Here is a 26,147-nt window from a genome sequence, read left to right as displayed (position 1 = left end):
GGAGGAGACGATGGCAGATGCCACTCCCCAAGCCGACCCCGTGCGCGTGTTCTGGGTGCCGGGCTGTTCGGCTTGCGTGAAGGCGAAGGAGTTCCTCATCGGCATCGGCGTGCCCTTCGAATCCGTCAATCTGCTGGAAAACGAAGAGGGCGCGGCCGATCTCGCCAGGCTCGGGGCCCGGTCCCTGCCGGTGGTGTCGCGCGGCGATCGCTTCGTGTTCGCCCAGAATCTCGACCAGGTGGCCGAATTCGTCGGGCGCAAGGCTCCGGGAGGCGACCGGCTGCCGCCCGAGGCGCTGGTGCGGCGCTGGAGTGATGTCCTCGCCCTGGCCCGCTCCCTGATTGCGGATATGCCGGACGAGTTGCTGGACCACCGTCCTATCCCGGGCCGCGACCGGACCATGCGCGAACTCGCCTACCACATCTACCAGATCCCCGACGTCTTCGTGCGGAACGTCGCCGGCGAGTTCGAGGACTGGGCTCATTTCGTCAACCTGCCGGTGCCCGATGACATCCGGAGTCGCGAGGACATCCTCGTCTTCGCTACCAGGGCGAGCGCCGAGATGACCGGCTGGTGGGACGGTCTGGAGGATCGCGACTGCCTTTGGACGGTCGCCACCTATTACGGTGCCCGGCCGGCCTGGGAACTGCTCGAACGTCAGACCTGGCATTCGGCTCAGCATATGCGCCAGTTCCAGTCCGTGCTGGAAGGCTTCGGGTTGCCGCTCAGGCGCAGCGCGCCGCCGCAGCTTTACGATGGCCTGCCGATGCCCGCCGGACTTTGGGAGTGAGGCAAGGGCCTGGCCTGGCCTGCGGTTGAGGCGGCCGGCGCATCGGCGCCCTTGCGCCGGGAGAGGAAGCGCGACAGCTCCTCCATGTAGAGATAGACCACGGGCGTGGTGAACAGGGTCAGCGCCTGCGAGACCAGCAGGCCGCCGACCATGGCGTAGCCGAGCGGCTGGCGCAGCTCGGAGCCTGTGCCATGGCCCAGCATCAGCGGCAGGCCGCCGAGCAGGGCGCACATCGTCGTCATCAGGATAGGCCGGAAGCGCAGCTTGCAGGATTCGTAGATCGCCTCCTCGGGCGAAAGGCCCCGCTCGTGTTCCGCCTGCAAGGCGAAGTCGACCAGCATGATGCCGTTCTTCTTCACGATGCCGATCAGGAGGATTATGCCGATGATCCCGATGACGTCGAGGCCGAAACCGAAGAGCTGCAGCATCAGGAGCGCGCCGACACCGGCCGACGGCAGCGTCGACAGGATGGTCAGGGGGTGGATGGTGTTCTCGTAGAGCATGCCGAGGATGATGTAGACCGCGACCAGAGCAACCACGATGAGGACAGGGGTGCTCGACAGGGAGCTCTGGAACGCCTGGGCGTTGCCCTGGAAGTTCGCCTGGATCGAAGCGGGGACCCGGAGGTCGGCCATGGCCTTCTGGATTGCGGTGACGGCATTGCCCAGCGGCTGGCCGGGTTTCAGGTTGAAGCTCAGCGTCACCGAGGGGAACTGGCCCTGGTGGTTGATGGAGAGCGGCGCCACGGTCTGGTGCAGCGTCACCAATTCGCCGAGCGGCACCATGCCGCCGTCCCGCGACTGCACATAGATGCGTTTCAGGGCATCGGGGCCGAGCTGCAGGTCGGGCTTGACCTCCATGATCACGAAATACTGGTTGAGGCTGGTATAGAGCTGCGACACGGGCCGCTGCCCGAAGGCATCGTCCAGCACCGCATCGATGCTCTCGGGCGTGACGCCGAGGCGCGAGGCGGCCTGGCGGTCGATCGAGAGCATCAGCTGCGATCCCGCCATCTGCTGGTCGCTGGTGAGGTCGGTGATCTCCGGCAGCCTACCGAGCGCATTCTCGACGATCGGCACCCATTTGCCGAGTTCGTTCAGGTCCACGTCGGTCAGCGTGTACTGGTATTGCGTGGCGCTGAGCCGGCCGCCGACATTGACGTCCTGCACAGGCTGCATGAACAGCCTGATGCCGACCACCTCCTGCATCTTCGCATCGATGCGCCCCATCACGTCGCCGATGGGCGAGCGTTGCTCGCGCGGCTTGAGGGCGATGAACAGGCGCCCCTGGTTTTCGGTCGAGGTCGCCCCGCCGGCGCCGATATAGCCGCCGACGGAGGCGACGGCCGGGTCGGCGAGGGCCGTCTCGATCACCTGCTTCTGGAGTCTCGCCATCCCATCGGGGGAGATGTCCTGCGCCGCCTGTGTCACGCCGAGGATGAGGCCGGTATCCTGCTGCGGAAAGAAGCCCTTGGGAATGTCGATGAACAGGAACACGGTCAGCACCATCGTCGCCACCAACGTCATGAGGGTGACGAAACGGTGCCGAAGCGCGATGCGCAGCAGGCGGTCATAGCCGGCCAGCATGGCGTCGAAGCCGTGCTCCAGCGCGCGGGACAGCCGGCCCCTGGCTGTGGGGCCTTCCGGACGCAGCACGCGAGCTCCCATCATCGGCGTCAAGGTCAGCGAGACCAGAGCGGAGACGGCGATCGCAACCGTCACCGTCACCGCGAATTCCTGGAACATGCGGCCCACCAGCCCGCCCATCAGGAGGAGCGGGATGAAGACGGCGATCAGCGAGATCGACATGGACAGGATGGTGAAGCCGATCTCGCCCGCGCCGTCCAGGGCGGCCTGCATCGGCGATTTGCCCATCTCGATATGGCGGGCGATGTTCTCGACCATGACGATGGCATCGTCCACCACGAACCCTACCGCGATGGAAAGGCCCATCAGCGAGAGATTGTCGAGGCTGTAGCCCAGCAGATACATCATGCCGAAGGTGCCTATGATGGAGATCGGCACGGCGATGGCGGGGATGATCGTCGCCCAGAGGCTGCGCAGGAAGACGAAGATCACGCCGACGACGAGGACGATGGTCAGGAGCAAGGTCTTCTGGACGTCCTCGACCGAGGCCCGGATGGTCTGGGTGCGGTCGGACAGGACGGTTGCCTTGATCGTTGGCGGCAGCGTGGCCATGAGGCGCGGCAGCTCGGCCCTGATGGCCTCCACCGTGGTAATCACATTGGCCCCGGGCAGGCGCTGCACGGCCAGCACGATACCGCGGCCGTGGTTCACCCAGCCTTCCAGGGTCTTGTCCTGCGGTCCGACGATCGCGGTGCCGACATCGGAGACCTTGATGGGGCCGCCATTGCGATAGGCGATGATCTGGTCGTTCCAGCCGTCGGTCGAGAGCACCTGGTCGTTGGTCTGCAGGGCATAGGCCCGCGCGGTCCCATAGAGCGTGCCCTTGGGCTGGTCCACGCTGACATTGGTGAGGGCGCCGCGCACCGTCTCCAGGTCCAGACCCGCGGCGGCCAGCTTGGCCGGGTCGAACTGGATGCGGATCGCCGGATGCTGCGAACCGCCGATATTGACCAGGCCGACGCCCGGGACCTGCGACAGCTTCTGGGCGAGGATGCTCTCGGTATAGTCGTCGACCGTGGTGATCGGCAGCGTGTCGGAGGCAAGGCCCAGTACCAGGACCGGGGCGTCGGCCGGATTGGTCTCGTGATAGGTCGGCGGTGTCGGCATGTCCTTGGGCAACTGGCCCGAGGCGGCGTTGATCGCCGTCTGCACGAGCTGCGCCGCCGAATTGATGTCGTCGTTCAGATCGAACTGCAGCGTGATGGAGGTATAGCCGAGCGAACTCGTCGAGGTCATCTGCGTGAGATAGGGAATCTCGCCGAACTGCTTCTCCAGCGGCGTGGCCACCGAGGAAGCCATGGTTTCGGGGTCCGCGCCCGGAAGCTGCGCCGTTACCGAAATGGTCGGAAAGGAGACGTTGGGCAGGGCTGCAACCGGCAGCGATTGATAGGCCGCACCCCCGGCGAGCACGATGGCCGCCATGAGCAGGGCAGTGGCGACGGGCTTCTTGATGAACAGCGAGGAGAGACTCATTGCAACAACCCCTGGCTGGCGGGTGTCTGGTTCTGGACGTGAGGATCATCGGCCGGAACGACGGTCACCCTGGCCTCGTCGCTCAGCCGGTACTGCCCGGCGGTGACGACGATGTCTCCCGTCCTCAGCCCGCTTTCGATGAGCGCATAGCCGTCAAGCGTCTCGCCCACCTCGACGAGCTGCGGCCGGACGGTGCCGTTCGGCGCCACGACATAGACGAGCTGCCCCTGCCGTGCTTGCTGCAATGCCGCCAGCGGCACGCTCACCGCGTCGCGCCTCACGTCGACGATGAGACGGACATTCACGAAATCGCCTGGCCAGAGCATGTTCCTGGCATTGGCGAAGGTGGCCTTGAGCTGCACGGTGCCCGAACTCTGGCTGACGACATTGTCGACCAGCAACAGCGTGCCCTCATCGAGTTCCCTGGTGCCGTCCTGCGAGAAGGCGATGGCCTTGAGAGGTTCGCGCGCAAGGGCCGCCTGGACGGTGGGCAGGTCAGCCTGAGGCAGGGTGAAGATCACGGAGATGGGCTGGACCTGCGTGATCGTCACGATCGGCCTGGCGTCCGTCGGCTGGACGAGATTGCCGATATCGACGTTGCGGATGCCGGTGACGCCGCTGATCGGCGAGGTGATCGAGGTGTAGCCGAGCTGGGTGCGGGCTGTGGCGATGGCGGCATTGTCACTGGCGATGGCGGCCTGCAGCTCCTGGACGGAGGCAGCCTGGTCGCCGACCTGTTGCGGCGTGGCGAAGCCCTGCTTCTGCAGCGGCTCATAGCGGCCAAGATTGGCCTGCGCATTGGCGAGATTGGCCTTGTCGCGCGCCAGGTTGGCCTGGGCCTGATCGAGGGCCGACTGGAAGAGGCGCGGATCGAGTTGTGCAATCATGCTGCCCGGCTGGACGGTCTGCCCCTCGGTGAATGCTATGTCCTGTACGGTGCCGACGACCTGAGGGTGCACAGCCACCATGTTATAGGCCTGGACCGTGCCGATGCCGTTGAGCACGATGGGCATGTCGCAAACGCGAACCTTGGAGGCCACCACCGGTATGGCCGGCATAGGGGCCGCCATCGAGGGGGTGGTGGCCCGTAGGTCCATCAGCACGGCCGAAGCACCTCCGACAAAGATCGCCAGCGTCAGGAGACTGACGCCAAGGATGTGGTTTCTTCTCATCTGACTGTCTCCCGATGGTGATCCATGCCCGTGGGAGGGATCCCAATGAGCCGTTGGGAACCGTGCTAATCCTCGACCTTCTTCCGATCTTCCCGATTGGCATGAGGGATTCTCAAAACGCACCGTCCCGGCCGCCGGCGGGCACTTGCCGTGCCGTTGCTGCCACGGTGCGGTCCGTTGAAGACGGTGGTCCAGCCGCGGCCCCGAGGACGTCCGCTTCCGCGACCTCGGTGCTCCGGACCCATACGAAGGTATGGGAGCACCAAACCAAGACGGTAGCGCTATCTACCCAGGTAGAATGGAAGATCCTCCCGTCACACCGGACACTGGCTTCATCGAAACCGCATGGCGAAGCGGCAGTGCCGGGTCCCTCCCGTTGCTGTCCCGTCATCCGGTGAACCGCGGACGAGGAGCCGGCACGACCGGGGTCCTCGTCCGGCTGAGGGAGCAGGACAATGCAACTATCATCCCCGATCCGCAGGCAACCTTTCCCGGTGGTTCCGTCGCTTCTGTCCCATGCCGATGCCGTGGCTGGTGTCGCGAGCATCGGCATGCCCTCCCCAAGGCCGGCGCTGTCCCGGATCGCTCCCTCGATGGATCATCCCGACACCGCGCCGATCCGGATTGCGCTCGAGATAGCGGATGGCAGCGGTGAGGCGATCTCCATCCGGATCAGCGGACACATCGCCCGGCGCCTGGCCGACGGCGCTCGTGAGATCGTGGAGCACCGGCAGGTGGCGGGTGCCGTCGGTGCCGCTCACTGCCGCGAACTGGGAGAGCTGATCGCTTCCTGCTCCGATCTCGAGATCGCCGCTCCCCGCCAGGAGTTCACCTCGGGCCCAGACGTCTCAGGCGAGGACAGGCGCCAGCAAGCGCCCCTGCCGAAATGGCGCATGAAGCGGGTTGTGGAGTTCGTGGACGGCCGTCTCGACGGGGCTATTTCGCTCGCCGACATGGCGGCCGCCGCCGGCCTCTCCCCCATGCATTTCGCGCGACAGTTCCGCCGCGCCACCAATATGCGGCCGCATGAATATCTGCTGCGCAGGCGAATCGAGCGATCGCAGGAACTGCTCCTGGCCGGCAACGAGACGCTGGTCGAGATCGCGCTGGGCGTCGGCTTCCAGGGCCAGGCCCATTTCACCACCGTCTTCAAGCGTTTCACCGGCAGCACCCCGCATCAATGGCGGCAGGAGAACAAGGCTGCTCCTTCTCGTCTTTCGAGATCCCACCCCGGCTGAACCGGCCGTGGTTGACGCCGCAACCGTCGTTTGCTTTGTTGTGTGACAAGTTGGCTCAGTCGTCGTGGACCGTTCCACTCGCCTGCGATATGCCGGGCACCGGGCTGACTCATTGGGGCGAGACCATATCCATGTCGACGCAGACGCTGACTTCTGGAGGCGGGGCATCCTCCGGAGCATCGACGCGCACGTCATTCCTGCCGGTCGTCGCGACCGTCTTCGCCCTGCTGGTCTTCGCCCTGGACAGTGCCACGCGCATCAACATCGCCGTGGCCGTGCTCTACGTGGCAGTCGTGCTGATGTCCGCGAGCTTCTGCGGCTGGCGAGGCATCCTGGTGGTGTCCGCCACCTGCATGGTGCTTACCCTGATCAGCTTCTTCGTCGTGCATGGCGTGAACTATGACAGTACCGCCGCGGGCCGCTGTATCGTCAGCCTCGCGGCCAATGCGATCACCACGTTCCTTGCGGTTCGGATGCGCCTTGCCAGCGAGGCCCTGCAGCGTACCCAGGAGCAGCTTACCGAAGCCCAGAAGCTGGCGCGCATGGGCAGCTTCAGCCTCAGGACGGGTGGGGACATGATCAATTGGTCGGAGGAGGCTGCCCGCATCTGCGGCTTCGGCTCCGAGCTGGAAGTGCCCTTGCAGGCCGTGATGGAGCGTGTCCATCCCGAGGATCTGCTGCATGTCCGCGCCACCTTCGGACCGGCGCTGGAAGGCGAGGCGAGTTTCGATCATGTCAACAGGTTGCTGCTGCCGGATGGTTCGATCCGCCATGTCAGATCGGTCGGCCACCGCGTCATCGACGAGGACGGTAAGCCTGCCGTGATGGGTGCCATCATGGATATCACGGCGGCCCGGCTGGCGGAGGATTCCCTTGCCGAGGCGCAGGCCGAGCTTGCGCATGTCACGCGGGTGGCCACGCTCGGGGAACTGACGGCCTCGATCGCCCACGAAGTGAACCAGCCGCTCGCCGGCATCGTCACCAATGGCGAGGCGGCCCTGCGCTGGATGGCGCGTGACGTGCCGGAGCTCGACGAGGTCAAGCGCTCGATCGAGCGCATGATCAGCGACGGGCGCCGGGCGAGCGAAGTCATCAAGCGGCTTCGCAACCTCTCGCGCAAGGGCTCGGCCCAGACATTGGCCGTCGACATCAACGAGGTGATCGAGGACGCGCTTCCCCTCGTGCAGCGCGAGATCTCGAATCATCGGGTCGCGCTGGAGCTGGATCTTGCCGGGGGCCTTCCTTCGATCCAGGGCGACAAGGTGCAGCTGCAGCAGGTCGTCATCAACCTGATGGTCAATGCGGTGCAGGCGATGAACCAGCGGCCGGACGGTCCGCGCGAGCTGATCGCACGCTCGCGGCTGGCCGGAAACGAGGTCTGCGTCGCCGTCCAGGATAGCGGCCCCGGTATCGACGCGAACAATGAGGGACGGCTCTTCAGCGCGTTCTTCACGACCAAGCCGGAGGGCATGGGCATGGGGCTTTCGATCTGCCGCTCGATCATCGATGCGCATGGCGGGCGGATCTGGGCCTCGCGCAACGAGTCGCTCGGTGCCACTTTTCAGTTCGCGCTGCCGATCCGGCGGGGGGATGAGCCATGAACCCGAAGCCGGCATCCGCGCAGGGCCGCACCGCAGCCGACACGCCCGTGGTGCTGGTCGTGGACGACGATGCCTCCCTGCGGGAGGCTCTCAGCAGCCTGTTCCGCTCCGTCGGCCTGGAGACGCGGCTCCACTCGACCGCCGGGGAACTTCTCGGCGCCAAGCTGCCGGACCAGCCGAGCTGCCTCGTGCTCGACATCCGCCTTCCTGGCCTGAGCGGCCTGGACTTCCAGGCCCAGCTCGCGGCTGCCAACATTCACATCCCGATCATCGTGATGACCGGCCATGGCGACATTCCGATGTCCGTGCGGGCGATGAAGGCCGGCGCCGTGGACTTCCTGACCAAGCCTTTCCGCGACCAGGACATGCTCGATGCGGTTTCGCAGGCGATCGAGCGTGATCGCAAGCGACGCGAGAGCGACAAGGCCATTTCGGGGCTGAAGGGGCTCTTCGCAACCTTGACTGCCCGCGAGCGCGAGATCATGGCGCTCGTGACGGGCGGCCTGATGAACAAGCAGGTCGCCGGCGAGCTGGGCCTCAGCGAGATCACCGTGAAGATCCATCGCGGCAACGTGATGAAGAAGATGGATGCGAGATCGCTGGCCGATCTCGTCCGCATGGCCGAGATCCTGGGCCTGCACGAGCCCCGGCAGAGTCTGTGACCGCTTCCGGCGGCCGGTCGACCTGCCGGACCAAACGTTCGTATAATTTAAATCCGCTGAGGAAAGTCGCATTATGCTTCCCAAGTGCGCTGCCCGGGATAACTGCGGTGTGGCGCGATGGGATTTACCGACGTGTCCAAAGTTCAGATCGTATCCATCGTCGACGACGACGAATCCGTTCGCACGGCCATGGAGGGGCTTGTCCGCTCGCTCGGCTTCGTTGCCTGCACCTTCGGCTCGGCCGAGGATTTTCTAAGTTCGCCGCAGGCGGAGGCGACGGACTGCCTTATCACGGACGTGCAGATGCCGGGCATGAGTGGCCTGGAGCTGCAGAACCACCTGCGCGCCCGGGGAAGCCGGATGCCTGTCATCTTCATCACGGCCTACCCCGAACGCAATGTCCGCCAGCGCGCCGAGGCCGCAGGCGCCATCGCCTTTCTGGAGAAACCCTCGGATGGCGGGGTCATGGCCCACTACCTCAACCAGGCGCTCGGGCATCGGTAGGGCTAAGTCGCCGGCGCGCCAATATGTCGCCGTTTCGCCGTGGTCCGTCCAGAGTATTTATGCACCCAGAACTTGGCTTACGATAAGGATCGAGTAGTCTTCGACCAGGGTTTATTGTAGAAACGAAAGTTCTTTTTCGAAAAACGGCTCAATCTAGTCTCTTTAGACTGCGTTCCCACAGACACGGCGAGGGCCGCTATAAATGGGGAGTGCCACTCATGTTGCGATTTATAGTTCGCCTGGTATTCGGCGAACCCAGGCCCGTTCCTGTCCCGAAGCCGGCGATGGTTCGCCGCCGGGAGGTGGGGCACGGGACGGAAACCCTCCGCGCCTCACGCATGTTCGATATCCGCTGACCTCGACATCGGGCTTCCCTACGCTTCGCAGGAACGGAGTGGCCGGGGGCGAAGCGCCGGCGGATCGACCGCGGAGGGATCTGAAGCCGATCGTGGATCAGAGAGTAGTGGCCGGCCTTGTTGGCATTCCGGCCGAAAAAGACGCGGCGCCATTGCCCCTGGCGCCGCGTCTTTCACTTGCAGGGGTCGCCGCATGGCGGCCGCCTTCGCGGCGTGCGGTGCGATCACGAAATCCTAGCCGAAACACGAAAGAGCAACTGCCGGTTTCGGCCTAGGCGTTGTGCAACGAAACATCGTTTCCGATGAGGAGCCGGCCAATGAACAATCTGACGAGACGTTCCCTTCTGGCTGCCGGAGCGCTTGGCGGCGCGGCGGCATTGACAACTTCGACGAAGGCTGCGGGCGTGTTCGGCAATCCGGATCTGCCCCCGCAAGGTGCCGTCAACGCCGCCAATCCGCAAAGCCTGACGGATCCAGGGCCGCAAAATCCGGCTCTGGCCGACAACCTTCCTTCCTTCCTCGATCCGCCTCCCACCGATGTCGGCGGCATGCCGATGTTCTGGAACTCCTTCAACATCGCGCCCAAGCGGGTGCAGAACGGCGGTTGGGCCAGGCAGGTCACCCAGTCCGATTTCCAGATCTCGACCACGATTTCAGGCGTCAACATGCGACTCTCCGCAGGCGGTATCCGGGAGATGCACTGGCACCAGCAGGCTGAATGGGCGGTGATGACCAGCGGGCACTGTCGCATCACGGTGCTGGACGAGCTTGGACGCCCTGCCGTCGAAGACGTGGTCGCCGGGGATCTCTGGTACTTCCCGGCTGGATTGCCGCATTCGCTTCAAGGCCTCGGGCCTGACGGGGCCGAATTCGTGCTGGCCTTCGACAATGGCGAATCTTCCGAATACAACACGCTGCTGCTCACCGATTGGCTGGCGCATACGCCGCCGGAAGTGCTTGCCAAGAGCTTCGGCGTGCCGGCCGAGGCATTCAAGGACATTCCCCTCCAGAACCGCTGGATCTTCCAGGGCACCGTTCCCGGCCCGCTCGCGGCGGACCAGGCCGCCGCGATGGCGCAGGCGGGCACACCCCCGAATCCCTTCGTCTTCCGGCTGGCGGACCAGGCACCGGACAAGAAGACGGCGGGCGGCGAGGTCAGGATCGCCGACAGCGGCAATTTCAAGGTTTCGACCACGATGGCTGCCGCGCTCGTGCGGATCAGGCCGGGCGGGATTCGCGAACTGCACTGGCATCCCAATGCCGATGAGTGGCAGTATTACCTTCAGGGCTCGGGTCGGATGACCGTCTTCAATACCGGCCCCGCCGCGGAGACGGCCGATTTTCGGCCTGGCGATATCGGTTACGTCAAGAAGAGCCTCGGTCACTATGTCGAGAATACCGGCAAGGACGATCTCGTCTTCATGGAGATCTTCCGTGCCGATCGCTTCGCGGAGGTATCGCTGTCCGACTGGCTCGCGCATACTCCCCCCGCCATGGTGGCGGCCACGCTCAACCTTTCGCCGGAGACCATAGCGCGGTTCCAGAAGACCCGCAGGGATGTGATGCCGGCCTGAACCGGCCGGGCCCTGCGATTTTGAAAGACGCCGGTCCGGTCAGCTGGGCAGGCTGCCCTCAACCACGCCACAGGAGACCGACCCATGTCCGAGCCATCCTCGCCGAACTCCGTCAAGCCTGCCGCGCCGGTCGAGGAGCCCGAGGCCGGGGCGGTCTTCGAGCCTTATGACAGCCCGGCCGGCGGCTGGGGCGCCCTGCGGGCGGTGGCGCTCGCCCTGCGTGAGCAGAGCATCGAGATCAAGGGCTCGCGAGCCCTTCTATCGATGAACCAGCCTCATGGCTTCGACTGTCCGGGCTGCGCGTGGCCGGATCCCAAGCACACCAGTTCCTTCGAATTCTGCGAGAACGGCGCCAAGGCGGTGTCGTTCGAGCTGACCAAGCGCAAGGTGACGCGAGAGTTCTTCGCCAGTTATACGGTGGCGGAGCTCGCCGGACACAGCGACTACTGGCTGGAGGAGCAGGGTCGACTGACGGAGCCGATGCGATATGACTCAGCGACCGATCACTATGTGCCGATCGGCTGGGACGAAGCCTTCGCGCTGATCGCTTCGCATCTCAAGGCCCTGGAAAGCCCGGACAAGGCGGAGTTCTACACCTCCGGACGCGCTTCCAACGAGGCGGCATTCCTCTATCAGCTTTTCGTTCGCCGCTTCGGCACCAACAATTTTCCCGATTGCTCGAACATGTGCCACGAAGCGACCAGCGTCGGCCTGCCGGAGAGCATCGGCATCGGCAAGGGCACCGTGCTGCTGGAGGACTTCGACGCCACCGATGCGATCTTCGTGATCGGGCAGAACCCCGGCACCAACAGCCCGCGAATGATGACCGCCCTGCGCGACGCCTCCCGGCGCGGCGTGCCGATCGTCGCCATCAACCCCCTGCGCGAGCGTGCCCTGGAGAAATTCGCCGCGCCGCAGGATCCGGTCGAAATGGTGACGCTTTCCTCGACGCGCATCGCCAGCGAATACTGCCAGGTCAAGGTCGGCGGCGATGTCGCGGTGCTCAAGGGCATCATGAAGCTGGTCCTCGAGGCTCATGAGAGCGCTCTGGAAGCAGGGGAGGACCCGATTCTCGACGTCCCCTTCATCCAGCAGCATACCACTGGCCTCGATGCGCTGATCGATGACCTCGACAACACCGGATGGGACGACATTCTGCGCGTCTCTGGCGTGCCGCGCGATCAGATCGAGCGGATGGCCCGTATCTACATCCAGGCGAAGTCCGCCATCATCTGCTTCGGCATGGGCATCACCCAGCACAAATACGGCACGGAGAACGTGCAGCAGATCGCCAATCTCTTGATGATGAAGGGGAATTTCGGCCGGCCCGGTGCCGGCATCTGTCCGGTGCGCGGCCATTCCAACGTTCAGGGCGACCGGACGATGGGAATCGATGAAAAGCCGAGCCAGGTCCTGCTCGACCAGATCGAGAAGGTGTTCGGCTTCCACCCGCCGCAGCATCACGGCCATGCCGTCGTGGACGCGCTCAAGGCCATGATGGACGGCAGCGCCGAGGTGTTCATCGGCCTCGGCGGCAATTTCGCGGCGGCGGTGCCCGATACCGAACGCGTGCGCGAGGCCATGGGCCGGCTCAGGCTGACGGTCGCCATCAACACCAAGCTCAATCGCGGCCATCTCGTCCATGGGCGGGAGGCCCTGATCCTGCCGTGCCTCGCCCGCAGCGATATCGACATGCAGGCCGGCGGGCGGCAGAGCGTCACCGTCGAGGACAGCATGTCGATGGTTCACGCCTCCGGCGGACTGGTGCATCCGCCCTCGGAGCATCTGAAGTCGGAAGTATCCGTTATCTGCGGCATCGCCCGAGCGACATTGCCGGGCAGCGGCGTCGACTGGGATTCCTTCGAGGGCAACTACGATCTCATTCGCGACAAGATCGAGGCTGTGTTCCCGCAGCTCTTCGCCGATTTCAACGCCCGTATCCGCGTCCCTGGGGGATTCCACCTTTATAGCGGCCCTCGGGAGCGCATCTGGAAGACGGCGACGGGCAAGGCGAACTTCCTCGTCATCGATGGGCTGTGCGAGGACCCCTCTGTGGACGCCCCCGACATGCTGCGCCTGGCTACCATCCGCAGCCACGACCAGTACAATACCACCATCTACAGCCTCAACGACCGCTACCGAGGCGTGTTCGGCGGGCGCATGGTCGTCTTCATGAACGAGGCGGACATGGCGGAGCGCGGCATCGAGCCCGATGGCCTGGTGGAACTGGAATCCCTGGCCGACAAGGAGGTCCGCCGAACCGTGGTGGGCTTCAAGGCGCGACCCTACAACATTCCGCGCGGCTCGATCGCCTCCTACTATCCGGAGACGAACCATCTCATGCCGCTGAGCTATCACGATGCCAGGAGCAAGACGCCCTCGGCGAAGTCGATACCCGTGCTGGTGAGGCCGCTGGCCGCTTCCTCCACCGCCTGATCTCTCCCGCGGCGGGCCGTTCCTCCCCGGTTCCGTTCGCCGAGCCGGCCTCCTGGCGGAGGCCGGCTTTTTGTCTGCCCACGGGAGAACTCTCGCTGCGCCGAGGCGGGGGTGGCAATGCGAAACACCGATGCCTTCGTGAAATATCGACCGCCCGGAAACTCGTAGGGTGACGGCGTGAATTGATCGTGAACCCCTCCCCAACTCTCAGGAGAAAGACCATGAAGACCTTTGTCGCCACTACGCTCGTCGCCCTCGCCCTGTCCCTGTCGGCCACCATTGCCGAAGCCGGTTCCGACCGCGCCGTGATCCCGCCCTCCCAGCAGAACTTCAATGCCCAGCCTGAAGCCGCCGATGCCGTCGTTCCCGGCGCTGGCCGCGAAGTGATCCCACCGGCCCAGCAGAACTTCAAGGGCAAGCCCGAAGGGACCCGTGCCGTCATCCCCGGCGCCGGCCGCGAAGTCATCCCGCCTGCCGAACAGCGCAGCTGATCCACTCCCGCTGGAGCCATGACCCGCCGGGCCCCCGATCGTTTCCGGTCGGAGGCCCGACCGGTGCCGGGGGTGCCTCATCCCGACACCGAAGGGTGGTGACGGTATCAATTGAAGCGAGGCCGGGCATGGTGTTACCACCATACCGCCGACATGGAGACCAGGCATGGCCCTTACCGACGAGAGGACCGCACTTGCAAGGCTGGCGGTCGTCACGCTCCTGGCCGGCGCCGGAGCGGGGCTCGGCGGCATGGGACTGGCGCTCGCGCTGCATTTCATCCAGCACCTCGCCTATGGATACAGCCTCGACGCGGTCATCGGCGCCGAAAGCTTCCTCCAGGGCGTGAGTGCCGCCTCCCCCTTGCGCCGCATCGTGGTGCTGGCCTTCTGCGGCCTCGTGGCCGGCGCGGGCTGGTGGGCGCTCTATCGCTGGGGCCGGCCGCTCGTCGGCATCAGGAAATCCGTGCAGTCGCCGGCGCAGACCATGCCTCTGCCGGAGACGACCATTCATGCCCTGCTGCAGATCGGCACGGTCGCGCTGGGCTCGCCCCTCGGGCGCGAAGTCGCGCCGCGCGAGATTGGGGCCGCCCTTGCGGGCTGGCTGTCCCGGCGCGCCGGCCTGAGCCCGGACGAGGCCCGCATCCTGATCGCCTGCGGCGCCGGTGCCGGCCTGGCCGCGGTCTACAACGTTCCCCTCGCGGGAGCTCTTTTCGTCCTCGAAGTCCTGCTCGGGACATTCAGCCTGCAGGCGCTGCTTCCTGCCATCGCGACATCCGGCATTGCCGCGCTCGTGGCTTGGATCGGCCTCGGCGACGAGGTGCAATATCCCGTGATGCCCTTCGAGATCAGCCCGTCGCTGGTGGTCTGGTCGGTCCTGGCCGGTCCGCTGCTGGGCCTCGCCGCCCATGGCTTCAAGCGTGTATCCGCCGTGATGGCCGAACGCGCTCCGCGCGACTGGCGGCTGCTTCCCTGGAACCTTGCCGTGTTCGTCAGCATTGGCCTCCTCGCCATCGGCTTTCCTCAACTGCTCGGCAACGGCAAGGGGCCGCTTCAACTCAGCCTAGCAAACGACCTGTCGCTGGGCTTTGCCGGCAGCCTCCTGCTCCTTCGCGTCCTGGTGACGCTGGCGGCATTGCGCGCCGGCGCCAAGGGCGGCCTACTGACCCCGGGCATGACGATCGGTGCATTGCTCGCCACGGTGCTCGGCTGCCTCTGGACCATCGCCTGGCCCGGTGTTCCGCCCGGCGCCTTCGCCCTGATCGGGGCGTCGGCCTTTCTCGCCGCCTCCATGAACATGCCGCTGACCGCGATCGTCCTGATCCTCGAATTCACGCGAGTGGGTCAGGATTTCCTGTTTCCCCTCGTCTTCGCCGTCAGCGGCTCGATCGCCGCCGATCGGCTCTGCGCCATGACATTCCGCGCCACGTCCCGGGAGCCGGCAGCTGTTCCAACCGGCTCGCGCCCCTGAACGTGGGAGAAGCGGATGCCGGAATGCCGCGCCGATCCGATAGTCCTGGTCGCGAGCGAAAAGCGTTCGACCGCGCCGCGGATCCTGCCAAGATGAGGAAGTTCAACGCGGAAAGGCGGGCTGACGGGCCGGCCAGGTAACCGAGCGTTTCGATGATCATTTGGAGTCCATCCGATGTCTGAATCGAGTCCAGTCTCAGGCTATGCCCTCCTGCGCAATCCCCGACTCAACAAGGGCAGCGCCTTCAGCGAGGCGGAACGCCGCGCCCATGGCTTGGAAGGGTTGCTGCCTCCGGTGCCCAGCACCCTTCCGCTCCAGGTTGCCCGCATTCACGCCGAGCTCGGCAATCTCGACAACGACCTGCAGAAATATCTGCTGCTGTCGGATCTTCAGGCCCGCAACGAGACGCTGTTCTATGCGGTGCTGATGTCGGACCCCGCGGCCTTCATGCCACTGGTCTACACGCCCACCGTGGGCGAGGCTTGCCAGAAGTTCGATCACATCTTCCGCGCCGCGCGCGGCGTCTACCTGCCGATCACGGCGCGTGGTCGGCTCAGGGAATTGCTGCGCAACTGGCCCGTGAGGGATGTCCGCTTCATCGTGGTCACGGATGGAGAGCGCATCCTCGGCCTCGGCGACCTCGGTGTCGGCGGCATGGGCATACCGATCGGCAAGCTCGCTCTCTACACCGCCTGCGCGGGTGTACCGCCCGAATACTGCCTGCCGGTGACGCTCGACGTCGGCACCAACAACCACGATCTGCTGGAGGATCCCCTCTATCTCGGGCTGCGGCAAAGCCGGGTTCGCGGCGAGGACTACATGGCCTTCATCGACGAGTTCGTCGATGCCGTGCAGGAGCTCTATCCCAAATGCTGCATCCAGTGGGAGGACTTCGCCAATATCAACGCCGTACCGATCCTGGAACGCTATCGCGACAGGGTCTGCACCTATAATGACGACATTCAGGGCACCGCCGCCGTGGCGCTTGCCGGAATCTACGGTGCCTTGCGCATTTCAGGGCAGAAGCTCGCCAGCCAGCGCTTCCTCTTCCTCGGCGGCGGTTCGGCGGCGACGGGCATCGCCGAGCTGATCAGCCAGGCCATGGCCCTGGAAGGCCTCGACATCGCGGCGGCGCGAGGGTGCAATGCCCTGTTCGACGTCAACGGCCTCATGGTGACGTCGAGGACCGACCTCGCCGCCTTCCAGAAACCCTTCGCGCTGGACCACGAACCGGTCTCGACCTTTCTCGACGCCATCCGCTCCCTGCGCCCGACCGGCATCATCGGCGTCAGCACGGTGCCGAAGCTGTTCAACCAGCCGGTGATCGAGGCCATGGCCGAGATCAACGAGATGCCGATCATATTCCCCTATTCCAATCCGACGTCACGATCGGAATGCACGGCGGAAGAGGCCTATCGCTGGTCCGGGGGGCGGGCCATCTTCGCGAGCGGCAGCCCGTTCAAGCCGGTAGAGATCGCCGGCCGGATCCTGGTTCCCGGCCAGGGCAACAACGTCTATATCTTCCCGGCCATGGGCATGGCGGTCTACGCCACGCAGGCGACCCGCGTGACCGAGGAGATGTTCATCGTGGCCGCCAAGGCGGTGGCGGAACAGGTCACCGAGAAGAATCTCGCGACCGGCCTGATCTATCCTCCACAGAGCCAGATCTACGCGGCGTCCCTGCACGTTGCGGGGCGCGTTGCCGAATACATCTTCGATAGGAATCTCGCGCGCGTGGAACGTCCCGGCGATATCGCCGGGCTCATCCGGTCCAGCGTCTACCGGCCGGCCTATCCCGCCTGACAGCCCGCCGTTCAGGGCTTGGCGGGCAGGCCCACGGGGGCGAAGCCGAAGCGGGCGAGGGTCGCCTGTCCCTCGGGGGAGAGGATGGCGAGGGCAAGGGCGACCGCGTTGCGGTTCCCGCTGTCGGCGAGGGCAAGGCCGTATTCCGGTCCGGCGTCATAGGCCGGCGGGACGGCCACGACGGCAATGCCCGGCGTCGCCTTCCGGCGCTGGTCGGCGCCGCTGCAATAGCCGATCATCACGTTGATCTGCCCGGTCTGGAAGGCTGCCGCGATCGGATCGCCGCTGGTGGCCGCCGTGGTGCCGCCGACGATCTTCTGCGCCTTGGCGTCGAGCCTGGCGAAGGCGCCGGGTGCATCCTTGTCGATCGCGTGGAACATCGCCCAGGTGTAGTCCCCGCCCGGATCGGCCTTGGGGGTCGAGGTCCCGAGCCTGACCGCGGGGTAGAGGATGCGCCCGGCGAAATTCGCCGTCGTCAGACCCGCCTCCGGCGTGGCGAAGGCACAGAGCTGGTTTCGGGTGAACATCACGACGGCGGCCGCCTTGCCTTCCTCCCGAAGCTTCAAGGGACTCGCCATGTCGGCGGAGGCGAAGACGTCGACCGCATCGCCTTTCTCGATCTTCTCGCGCATCAGGCCGGACGGCCCGAAGGAAGTCTGCACCTGCACCCCGGTCCTGGCCGCGAAGTCCTTCGCGATCGAGCCGAGGGCATCGCGCAGGCTTCCGGCGCCATAGAGCACGACTTCGTCGGCCTGCCCCGCGGATGCAGCCAGCAGGAGACCGGTGACGAGAAGGGGTCGGAACATGGCGCTCACTCCGGCAGGAATCGAATTCGTGTCTCGTTATATCCACAAGACTATGACGATCGTTGCAGATCGGTGCCCCGACGGCAACAGCCCGATTGCCAACGACATGCTGGCATGCAACCAGTACGCTGTATCCAAGGGGGAATAACGAGAACCGTCATGACGAACCGAAGCACCAGACTGGCCCTTGCCGTGTTCCTTGCACTGGCGTGCACGACGGCGGCGCGGGCCGCCGAAACAGTGACCGTCTTCGCGGCTGCGAGCCTCAAGAATGCGCTCGACGATGCGGCGGCCGCCTTCAAGGCCAAGACAGGCATCGCCGTCGTCGCGAGCTACGCCGGCTCGCCCGCGCTGGTGAAGCAGATCGAGCAGGGCGCACCGGCGGACCTGTTCGTGTCGGCTGACGAGAAATGGATGGATTATGCAGCCGACCACAAGCTGATCCGGCCCGAAAGCCGCGTGAACCTGCTCGGCAACTCGCTCGTCGTCATCGCGCCGAAAGACGCGAAGGCGGACAGGCTGCCTCTGACCTCCGTCGCCTTCGAGCAGGCTGTCGGGACAGGCAAATGGTCGACGGGAACGGTCAACACCGTGCCTTGCGGCATCTATGCCAAGGAGGCGATGACGAAACTCGGCATGTGGCAGGCGGCCGAGCCCCGGCTCGCCCAGACCGACAATGTGCGGGCCGCGATGCAGTTCGTCTCACGAGGCGAGGCGGCGCTCGGCGTGGTCTACCAGACCGACGCCAATGCCGATCCCACCGTAAAGGTCGTGGCGACCTTTCCGGACGAGACCCACACGCCCATCGTCTATCCCTTCGCGCTGACCGCGACGGCGAAGGGCGAGGCGCCGGCACAGTTCCTCGCCTTCCTGGCGGGCGAGGAGGCCAAGCCGATCTTCCTGAAGCAGGGCTTCGTGCTGCTGAAGCGCTGATCGGCTCGGTCGCAGCGATCGATGAGAGGCTTGGGACGCCTCAGGCTTCCATGCCCAGCGCCTGGAGGTAGAGTTCCAGGATGGCGTCTTCCTCGGCACGCTCGGCAGCCGGCTTCTTACGAAGGGAGACGATCTTGCGAAGAATGGCGACGTCGAAGCCGTTGGCCTTGGCCTCGCCGTACACTTCCTTGATGTCGTCGGCGATCGCCTTCTTGTCCTCTTCGAGGCGCTCGATGCGCTCGATGATCGATTTGAGCTGGTCGGCGGCGACCGAGGTTGCGTCCGTCATGGAATACTCCTGAGAAAAAATTGGGCGCGATGTGGCTGAAAAAGCCGAGTCGGGTCAACCCCCCGTGCGGCTTCCCCAATGTTCGATGCGCCGGATTGTGGGGTCGACGATGAGGGGAGACAGCGCATGGGCGATGCGGTCCGCCCAGTCCAGCGCGCCTTCCTGGGTCCCGATGAGGTCCTGCCGGACCTCGATGAGCGCATGCGGCAGGCCACGCAACGTCGCATGCTGGTAGAGCGTGTCCCCCTCCAGGGCGCCGTCATAGGGCTCGTTGTCGCCCACCACGAGGGCCGGATCCCTGCCGAAGGCCTCGATCATCGGCTTGGCGATGCGCGGGTCCTTGTCCCAGAGCAGCGTGACGTGCCAGGGACGCGGCACTCCGCGCCAGACCGGCGTGAACGAGTGCACGGCAAACAGCACCGGCACGATGCCGCGTTCCAGCCTGGCGTTGACGAGATCGGCGATCGCCCGGTGATAGGGACGATAGAAGCGTTCGATGCGCCGGGTAATCTCCTCATGCCCCACGCGGGCATTGCCGGGCACCAGGGCGCCGTCGGACAGCCGCATGACCAGCGTCGGGTCGTCGGCGCCGCGATTGGGGTCGATCAGCAGGCGCGAATAGCGGGTAAGCACCGCCGGCGCCCGCAATCTGGCAGACAACGCATGAGTGACCGTCCGTACGCCGATGTCATAGGCGATATGGCGCTCGAGCTGGGACGGCGGCAGGCCAAGCGTGCCATATTCCGCCGGAAGCGCGTTGGAGGCATGGTCGCATAGCAGGATCAGACCGGATTCTGGATGGCCGTCCAGTGTTTCGATGGGCGGAAAATCGGATTGCACGGAATCACTGACATTGTGGGATCGAGACAGTCAGCATAAAGACGTGGCCCGATCGAGTACAACAGCCTCCAGCCGCAACGGAAATGGGAATGAGCACTGCCGCGCAATCGGCCAGCCCCGCACGCCACGCCTTCTGGCCCGCCTTCGCCGCCCTGCTCGGCGGCGCGATGGCCATGGGCATCTCGCCAATCTTCGTGCGCCTGTCCGATGTCGGCCCCTTCGCGAGCGCCTTTTATCGTGTCTTCCTCGCCCTGCCTGTGCTCTACGCCTGGATGCGGCTGGAGGAGCAGAACGCGCAAACACCTGATGGCGGGCCGGCTTTCTCGCTGCCGGTGATCGCCTCCGGCCTTGTCTTTGCCGCCGACCTCTTCTTCTGGCATCTCGCCATTGCCAAGACCACCGTCGCCAACGCGACCTTCTTCGCCACCACCGCCCCTGTTTGGGTGGTGGTGTTCGGCTGGCTGTTCTACCGCCGGAAAGCCAGCCGCGGCGCCGTGCTGGGTCTCGCGCTCTGCCTTCTCGGCGGCCTCGCCCTCGTGGGGCAGTCCATCGCCTTTGCGCCGGGTCATCTCGTCGGCGACGGCTACGCCGAAGCGACGGCCGTGTTCTTCGGCCTCTATTTCCTCGCCGTCGAGAAGGCGCGGCTCCGCCACCGCGCGGCACGCGTCACCTTCTACATGTCGGTGCTCGCCGCCGCGATCCTGGCGGCAGTGGCGTTGTGGGCCACCTACGGCCTGGGCCAGCGCTTCCTGCCGGCCGGTGCGCTTGGCTGGGTGACGCTGTTCGCGCTCGCCTGGGTCAGCCACGCAGGCGGGCAGGGGCTGCTGTCGGTGGCGCTCGGTTCGCTGCCCGTGGTGTTCTCTTCGCTCGTGATCTTCCTGGAGGCCGTGGCGGCTGCGGCGCTGGGCTGGCTTATCCTTCAGGAGGCCGTCTCGCCGCTGCAGGCGCTCGGCGGGCTGGTCATCATCGCCGGCATCTGGATCGCCCGGCCGCGAACGGCCTGAGGCATACGCCGATTTAGCGCCTTTCTTGCGCCCGAACGAGACTGTATTGATGACGAGCCCAAGGGTCGAATCACTCCGGATGAAACGTACCACCGTCCATTTCCTGCTTGTGACCGCAGCCGTCTGCGGGGCTTCCATCCTGGCCGCCAGCCCGGCCTCCGCCGATTTCCGCCTCTGCAACAACACATCCAGCCGCGTGGGTGTCGCCGTCGGCTACAAGGACAACCAGGGCTGGCTGACCGAGGGATGGTGGAATGTTGCTGCGCGGAGCTGCGAATCCATCCTCAAGGGGCCGCTCGCCGCACGCTATTACTACGTCTATGCGGTCGACTACGACCAGGGCGGGGAGTGGAGCGGGAGTGCCTTCATGTGCACCCGCGACAAGGAGTTCACCATCCGCGGCTTCGAGAACTGCCTGGCGCGCGGCTACGACCGCACGGGCTATTTCGAGATAGATACCGGCGAGCAGAAGGCCTGGACCGTGCAGCTTTCCGAACAGGCGCAGAATGGCGCCAAACCGAAGTCGGATGCGCCGGCCGATACGCCCCCCTCGCCCCCGGATGGGCCGGCTGCTGTTCCGGCCCCTTCCGTGACAGCAGCGCCGGCGACGCCCGCCACACCTTCGTCCGCGGTTCCAGCCTCTCCGGCCGCCCCCGCACCGCAAACGCCCGGGCCGGCCCCGGCCCCTGGAACCCCGCCCAATCCTTCCGGAACGTCAGCCCCCTCGAAATAGCGCCACAGCGTGTCTTTTATGTCACGTTTCTGGCGTGAAAATGGGGTTAGAGTTCCGGCTCACCCTTGTGGGTGCGCTGCCTTGCGGCGTCGACATCCGCACAAAATGTCCAAGAAAAGAGAGAAATTGCCGCATGCGACGTCAGCGTAAAGTCAAGATACTCGCCACCCTGGGACCTGCTTCCTCGACGCGGGAGATGATCGCCAAGCTGTTCCGCGCCGGCGCCGACTTGTTTCGCATCAATATGAGCCACACCTCGCATGACCGCATGCGGGAAATGGTGGGGCTCATTCGCGATGTCGAGAAGGAATGTGGTCGTCCGATCGGCATCCTCGTCGATCTGCAGGGTCCGAAGCTGCGTATCGGCGAATTCGCCGAGGGGGCCGTGCAACTCGTCAACGGCGCGAGCTTCGTGCTCGATTCCGATCCGACTCCCGGTACCGTCGAGCGCGTCTACCTGCCCCACCCCGAAATCCTCTCGGCCCTGCGGCCCGGCCATACCCTGCTGCTGGACGACGGCAAGGTGCGCCTGAGGACGAAGGAGGCCACCGGCAACCGCGCGGTGACGGAGGTCGTCGTCGGCGGCAAGATGTCGAACCGCAAGGGCGTGTCGCTGCCCGATACCGAAATTCCGGTCTCGGCCATGACGCCCAAGGATCATGCCGATCTGGAAGCGGCCATGACCACCGGCATCGACATCATTGCCCTTTCCTTCGTGCAGCGCCCGGAGGATATCCGCGAGGTGCGCGACATCGTCCGCGGGCGGGCCCTGGTGATGTCGAAGATCGAGAAGCCCCAGGCGATCCAGCGCCTCGACGAGATCATCGAGGAGTCCGATGCGCTGATGGTGGCGCGCGGCGATCTCGGCGTGGAGTTGCCGCTCGAGAAGGTGCCCGGCTTGCAGAAGCGCATCGTGCGCGGCGCCCGCCGCCTCGGCCGCCCCGTCGTGGTGGCGACGCAGATGCTGGAATCGATGATTACCTCGCCCGTGCCTACCCGCGCGGAAGTATCCGACGTGGCCACGGCCGTCTATGAGGGCGCCGATGCCGTCATGCTCTCGGCCGAGAGCGCCTCGGGCGAATTCCCGATCGAGGCGGTGGCGACGATGAACCGCATCGCCGAGGAGGTCGAGCGCGACCCGCTCCACCGCACCATCATCAACGCCCAGCGCAACGAGCCGGAGCAGACCGGCGCCGACGCCATCGCCGCGGCTGCCCGCACCGTCTCGGAAACGCTCGATATCGCTGCCCTCATCGCCTGGACGGCTTCGGGCTCGACCGGCCTGCGCATCGCCCGCGAGCGTGCCGAGAAGCCGCTGCTGGCCCTGACGCCCAAGGTTGCGACCGCACGCCGACTCGCCCTGGTCTGGGGCATCCACGCCGTGTTGACCGACGATGCCCGCGACGTCAACGACATGGTCGACCGTGCCTGCCGCCATGCCTCCCGCGACGGCTTCGCCAAGCGTGGCCAGCGCGTGCTGATCATGGCCGGCGTCCCCTTCGGCACACCCGGCGCCACCAACATGGTGCGTATCGCGGTGGTGGAGGGGGAGGACGCCGAGGGCGCCTGAAGACGACACGCATTCCCGATCTTACGAAGGCGCAGCTCTCCGGCTGCGCCTTTTATTTTTGCCGGCAAATGAAATGCGGATTCATATCAGATCAGGTGGCATCTGTGCTTTCCGGCACAGTTTCGAACCACATGGAGGCCTATAGGAGCAGGAAGGTCGTCCTGCCTGCCGTGCGGCTTCGACTCGTTCCGCGGAAACATTACATGGACGAGATTAAAGGTAGCCGGCTAGATAAATCCTGGTTCTCGTGAGTCGGAACATGAAATTACTCCGCATCGCCCTGCTGGCCGGTTTCGCTGCCATGGCCGCGCCCGCTGCATTGGCGGCCGGCCCTTCCTTCGCCGCCCTGGACGACAAGCCATGGCGCGTCGCCCTCCTGCCGCTCGACATCCCGATGGACGAGGCGTTGAACGGCGAGTTCCTGGAGGGCATCTATGACGAGCATCTCCAGCCCTTCATCCGCAGCAGCCTGCGTCCCGATGGCGATCCGCTTGTTCATATCGAGACACGGCTGTCCCCCAGGAGCGGGGCCAAGACGGATTCGGAGAAGGACATCACCCTCGGCCTTTGGTTTTCGTCCCAGGAAACCGGCCAGCGCGCCTATTGGCTCCGCATGATGCAGCCTCTCGCCGCATCCGTCCCGGAGCGGACTTTCGCCGAGAAGGTTGGTGGGCGCTTCGGTGCGGCGGCCAAAACGATACGGGCGGCCGATGGCGCGATAACGTGGGTGGTTTCGCTCTATCTCGCGCCGGACACGCCTTCGCCTCAGAAAGGGGCCGCGGCCGCTGGCGTAGCCAAGGATTGGCCGGCGGACTATCAGGCGCTCGCGGATATCCAGGGGCGGGACCTGCGCGGCAAGGCCCGGCTGCTTGGCCGCGAGTTTCGCGGCGCGATGGTGAGCTACGGCGTCGACAGGGATGGTCAGGTCTCGGCAAGCTCGATGGAGCTGGTGGACATGCCGCTCGCGGCGAGCGTGCTCAAGCTGGACCCGTAGGCCCCGGGCGAAATGGGTCCGATGCGAAGGCGACGGCTCTATTCCGCGGCCCTCGGCAACTCGTGGCGTTGCAGGGCCTCCGCCTCATCCGCCACGCATTCGATCTCGGCCAGGACCTGTTGCCTGGCGGTGTAGTGGATCTGGTGTCCCGTTCCTGGCAGGAGGATGAGGCGGGAGCCCTCCACCTGCCGGTGCAGCGCCTCGGAATGGATGGGGGTCGAGACGACATGATCGGCGGGGTCGGCGACGATGGCCGTCGGCACCTTGATCTCGCCGTAGCGCCTGGACTGAACTTCGAGGAAGGCCTTGAGGGCGGCGACGTCCTGCCCGTTCCAGCGAAATTCGCGGGGACGCAGCACCAGCGCTGCACTCGTCCGCTGCACATAGTCGGCCGGGCCGCTGCCCGGAATGAAGGCATCCTCCGCCGATTTCTTCAGGCCCCAGCTGCCGGCGGGCGTCATGACAGTATGCACGAAGATCTGGCCCAGAACCGGTGTGGCGGAGAGGCGGTAGTACCAATTGATGCCGCCCGGCCAGGGATGGGTGGCGCCTGAAAGCAAGACCAACCCGGCGACCCTGTCCTTGTGCTCCAGGGCGAAGTTGGCGGCCAGGGATCCCGCCAGCGAATGTCCGACCACGACGAAGCGGCGGATGCCGCGCTGCTCGAGCCCTTCGACGATGAGCTTCACCTGCTCGGCCGGGGAAGCGTCGGCACGTCCATTGGGCCGGTCGCTCCAGCCATGGCCCGGCCGATCGACTGCAATCACGCGGCGGCTTCGGGAAAGCTCTTCCCCCAGACCATAGACCATGTCGCGTGCATTGGAGGTGGCGCCGTGCAGCAGCACGACAGGCAGGCGCCCGGCATCATGGCCGGCACCGAGATCGAACAGGTGCAGGCGCCCGCCTGTCACGGGCACGAACACGCCTCCCGGCGGGTTTTCCTCGGCGATGCGGGCCGCGATGATATGGGTGGCCTGGATGGCCCCGAGCACGTGAGCGCTCACGAGGATGAGCAGGAAGATCAGCAGGGCGGTCAATCAGGGGCCTTCGGGAATCGGGGGGCGCAGGCTTGGGCCTGCCTCTCGTCACCGAACGTAATCCGTTTGGCGCAATGCTGGAAGCTCGTTCGACCGATCCGCGGCTTATGCGCCCGCAGGCACGGCGGCCCGGAACCTGGCCGGATCGATCTCAGATGTCCCGCCCCTCGACATCGGCCTTGAGGTCGTCGAGCACCTTCTGGGCGCCTGGGATCTGCGGATTGATCTCGAGTGCCTTCTTCAGTGCCTCATAGGCATGCTTCTTGTCGCCCATGTCGACGAGCATCATCCCCAGGCCGCTCCAGGCACCGTATTCGCGGGGGTTGCGGCGCAGCGTTTCGGCAATGTCGGCGATGGAGCGCACATAATCCTTCTGCAGGAAATAGGCGGTGGCGCGCTTGTTCCAGGCCTCCGCATAGTCGGGCCTGAGATGGATGATGGCGTCGAGGATCTTGATTGCCTTGGCGGTTTTGGACGCCTGGATGGCGGTGAGCGCGCGGTCCATCAGCAGATCCGCGGTGTCGCTGCCCGACTTCAGCTCCATCCGCTCGATCTGCAGGGCGATGTTGCGGGCCTCGATCTCCGACTGGGCCTTGCTCAGGCGCTCATAGAGATGGTCGAGAGCGGGATCGGCCGGCGGCTTGTCCTGCGCCATCGCGGCGGCGGGCGCGGCCAGTATCCCCATCAAGGCGAGAATCGCGATCTTCATGATCGCGATAGTGCCGGC

The 26,147-nt window shown here is 65.5% G+C and carries 22 protein-coding genes; 15 read left to right on the top strand and 7 right to left on the bottom strand.

Translation table 11 applies throughout. From position 1 onward, the window contains the following. Positions 1 to 10: 10 nt before the first annotated feature. Complete coding sequence (locus AC6H34_RS09745; RefSeq protein WP_497538672.1) at positions 11 to 790, top strand: glutaredoxin domain-containing protein; 780 nt, start codon at positions 11 to 13, stop codon at positions 788 to 790. Here AC6H34_RS09745 and AC6H34_RS09740 read toward each other — a convergent pair. After that, on the bottom strand, positions 751 to 3,909 hold the full coding sequence (locus AC6H34_RS09740) for an efflux RND transporter permease subunit (protein WP_497538671.1): 3,159 nt from the start codon (positions 3,907 to 3,909) through the stop codon (positions 751 to 753). The genes AC6H34_RS09745 and AC6H34_RS09740 overlap by 40 nt on opposite strands. Continuing rightward, positions 3,906 to 5,081, bottom strand: coding sequence for an efflux RND transporter periplasmic adaptor subunit (locus AC6H34_RS09735; protein ID WP_497538670.1), 1,176 nt, complete (start codon positions 5,079 to 5,081; stop codon positions 3,906 to 3,908). Before AC6H34_RS09735 ends, AC6H34_RS09740 begins: the two co-directional genes overlap by 4 nt. Positions 5,082 to 5,536: 455 nt before the next feature. Here AC6H34_RS09735 and AC6H34_RS09730 point away from each other — a divergent pair, with 455 nt between their 5' ends. The 9 genes from AC6H34_RS09730 to AC6H34_RS09690 all read left to right on the top strand — a co-directional run bounded on the left by AC6H34_RS09730 (position 5,537) and on the right by AC6H34_RS09690 (position 17,214). Continuing rightward, positions 5,537 to 6,319, top strand: coding sequence for a helix-turn-helix transcriptional regulator (locus AC6H34_RS09730; protein WP_497538669.1), 783 nt, complete (start codon positions 5,537 to 5,539; stop codon positions 6,317 to 6,319). Between the two features lie 131 nt (positions 6,320 to 6,450). Beyond that, complete coding sequence (locus tag AC6H34_RS09725; protein ID WP_448150235.1) at positions 6,451 to 7,920, top strand: sensor histidine kinase; 1,470 nt, start codon at positions 6,451 to 6,453, stop codon at positions 7,918 to 7,920. Then, positions 7,917 to 8,582: a response regulator transcription factor gene (locus AC6H34_RS09720; protein ID WP_497538668.1), complete on the top strand. Its 666-nt coding sequence runs from the start codon at positions 7,917 to 7,919 to the stop codon at positions 8,580 to 8,582. The genes AC6H34_RS09725 and AC6H34_RS09720 overlap by 4 nt, the downstream gene beginning before the upstream one ends. Positions 8,583 to 8,714: 132 nt before the next feature. Continuing rightward, entirely contained in the window at positions 8,715 to 9,086 is a 372-nt protein-coding gene (locus AC6H34_RS09715; protein ID WP_448150237.1) for a response regulator transcription factor, read from the top strand. Between the two features lie 673 nt (positions 9,087 to 9,759). Next, entirely contained in the window at positions 9,760 to 11,016 is a 1,257-nt protein-coding gene (locus tag AC6H34_RS09710; protein ID WP_448150238.1) for a cupin domain-containing protein, read from the top strand. 84 nt (positions 11,017 to 11,100) lie between these two features. Next, positions 11,101 to 13,452 (top strand): FdhF/YdeP family oxidoreductase, encoded by a 2,352-nt coding sequence (locus AC6H34_RS09705; RefSeq protein ID WP_497538667.1) that lies wholly within the window; start codon positions 11,101 to 11,103, stop codon positions 13,450 to 13,452. Between the two features lie 221 nt (positions 13,453 to 13,673). Further along, complete coding sequence (locus AC6H34_RS09700) at positions 13,674 to 13,943, top strand: hypothetical protein (protein ID WP_497538666.1); 270 nt, start codon at positions 13,674 to 13,676, stop codon at positions 13,941 to 13,943. A 166-nt stretch (positions 13,944 to 14,109) separates the two neighbouring features. Then, positions 14,110 to 15,411: a chloride channel protein gene (locus AC6H34_RS09695; RefSeq protein WP_497538665.1), complete on the top strand. Its 1,302-nt coding sequence runs from the start codon at positions 14,110 to 14,112 to the stop codon at positions 15,409 to 15,411. Between the two features lie 174 nt (positions 15,412 to 15,585). After that, on the top strand, positions 15,586 to 17,214 hold the full coding sequence (locus AC6H34_RS09690; protein ID WP_497538664.1) for an NAD-dependent malic enzyme: 1,629 nt from the start codon (positions 15,586 to 15,588) through the stop codon (positions 17,212 to 17,214). Positions 17,215 to 17,225: 11 nt separating this feature from the next. On the opposite strand, the gene modA (AC6H34_RS09685) is transcribed toward AC6H34_RS09690, so the two are convergent. Then, positions 17,226 to 18,020, bottom strand: coding sequence for a molybdate ABC transporter substrate-binding protein (gene modA, locus AC6H34_RS09685; RefSeq protein ID WP_497538663.1), 795 nt, complete (start codon positions 18,018 to 18,020; stop codon positions 17,226 to 17,228). 159 nt (positions 18,021 to 18,179) lie between these two features. Between modA (AC6H34_RS09685) and modA (AC6H34_RS09680) the strand changes: the two genes are divergently transcribed. Next, positions 18,180 to 18,953: a molybdate ABC transporter substrate-binding protein gene (gene modA / locus AC6H34_RS09680; RefSeq protein ID WP_497538662.1), complete on the top strand. Its 774-nt coding sequence runs from the start codon at positions 18,180 to 18,182 to the stop codon at positions 18,951 to 18,953. 40 nt (positions 18,954 to 18,993) lie between these two features. On the opposite strand, the gene AC6H34_RS09675 is transcribed toward modA (AC6H34_RS09680), so the two are convergent. Both AC6H34_RS09675 and AC6H34_RS09670 read right to left on the bottom strand, forming a co-directional pair. Then, a complete protein-coding gene (locus AC6H34_RS09675) occupies positions 18,994 to 19,242 on the bottom strand; it encodes a DUF2312 domain-containing protein (protein WP_448150245.1) in 249 nt (82 codons plus the stop codon). Between the two features lie 54 nt (positions 19,243 to 19,296). Beyond that, positions 19,297 to 20,082: an N-formylglutamate amidohydrolase gene (locus tag AC6H34_RS09670; RefSeq protein ID WP_448150246.1), complete on the bottom strand. Its 786-nt coding sequence runs from the start codon at positions 20,080 to 20,082 to the stop codon at positions 19,297 to 19,299. Positions 20,083 to 20,171: 89 nt separating this feature from the next. On the opposite strand from AC6H34_RS09670, the gene AC6H34_RS09665 reads away from it, so the two are divergent. From AC6H34_RS09665 to AC6H34_RS09650, 4 genes are all read left to right on the top strand, one after another. Then, on the top strand, positions 20,172 to 21,086 hold the full coding sequence (locus AC6H34_RS09665; RefSeq protein WP_497538661.1) for a DMT family transporter: 915 nt from the start codon (positions 20,172 to 20,174) through the stop codon (positions 21,084 to 21,086). Positions 21,087 to 21,165: 79 nt separating this feature from the next. Then, the gene (locus tag AC6H34_RS09660; RefSeq protein ID WP_497538660.1) at positions 21,166 to 21,819 is read left to right on the top strand and encodes a DUF1036 domain-containing protein; all 654 of its coding nucleotides are present in this window, start codon (positions 21,166 to 21,168) and stop codon (positions 21,817 to 21,819) included. Between the two features lie 133 nt (positions 21,820 to 21,952). After that, positions 21,953 to 23,389, top strand: a complete 1,437-nt coding sequence (gene pyk, locus AC6H34_RS09655; protein WP_497538659.1) for a pyruvate kinase — start codon at positions 21,953 to 21,955, stop codon at positions 23,387 to 23,389. A 259-nt stretch (positions 23,390 to 23,648) separates the two neighbouring features. Further along, positions 23,649 to 24,383: a hypothetical protein gene (locus tag AC6H34_RS09650; protein ID WP_497538658.1), complete on the top strand. Its 735-nt coding sequence runs from the start codon at positions 23,649 to 23,651 to the stop codon at positions 24,381 to 24,383. Between the two features lie 38 nt (positions 24,384 to 24,421). Here the strand turns inward: AC6H34_RS09650 and AC6H34_RS09645 are convergent, their stop codons facing one another. Continuing rightward, positions 24,422 to 25,420 (bottom strand): alpha/beta fold hydrolase, encoded by a 999-nt coding sequence (locus tag AC6H34_RS09645; protein ID WP_497538657.1) that lies wholly within the window; start codon positions 25,418 to 25,420, stop codon positions 24,422 to 24,424. Positions 25,421 to 25,571: 151 nt separating this feature from the next. After that, positions 25,572 to 26,129 (bottom strand): tetratricopeptide repeat protein, encoded by a 558-nt coding sequence (locus AC6H34_RS09640; protein WP_448150252.1) that lies wholly within the window; start codon positions 26,127 to 26,129, stop codon positions 25,572 to 25,574. Between the last annotated feature and the right edge of the window lie 18 nt (positions 26,130 to 26,147).

Source organism: Labrys sp. ALF-8 (assembly GCF_059699065.1).
This window is presented reverse-complemented; position numbering and strand designations above follow the sequence as displayed.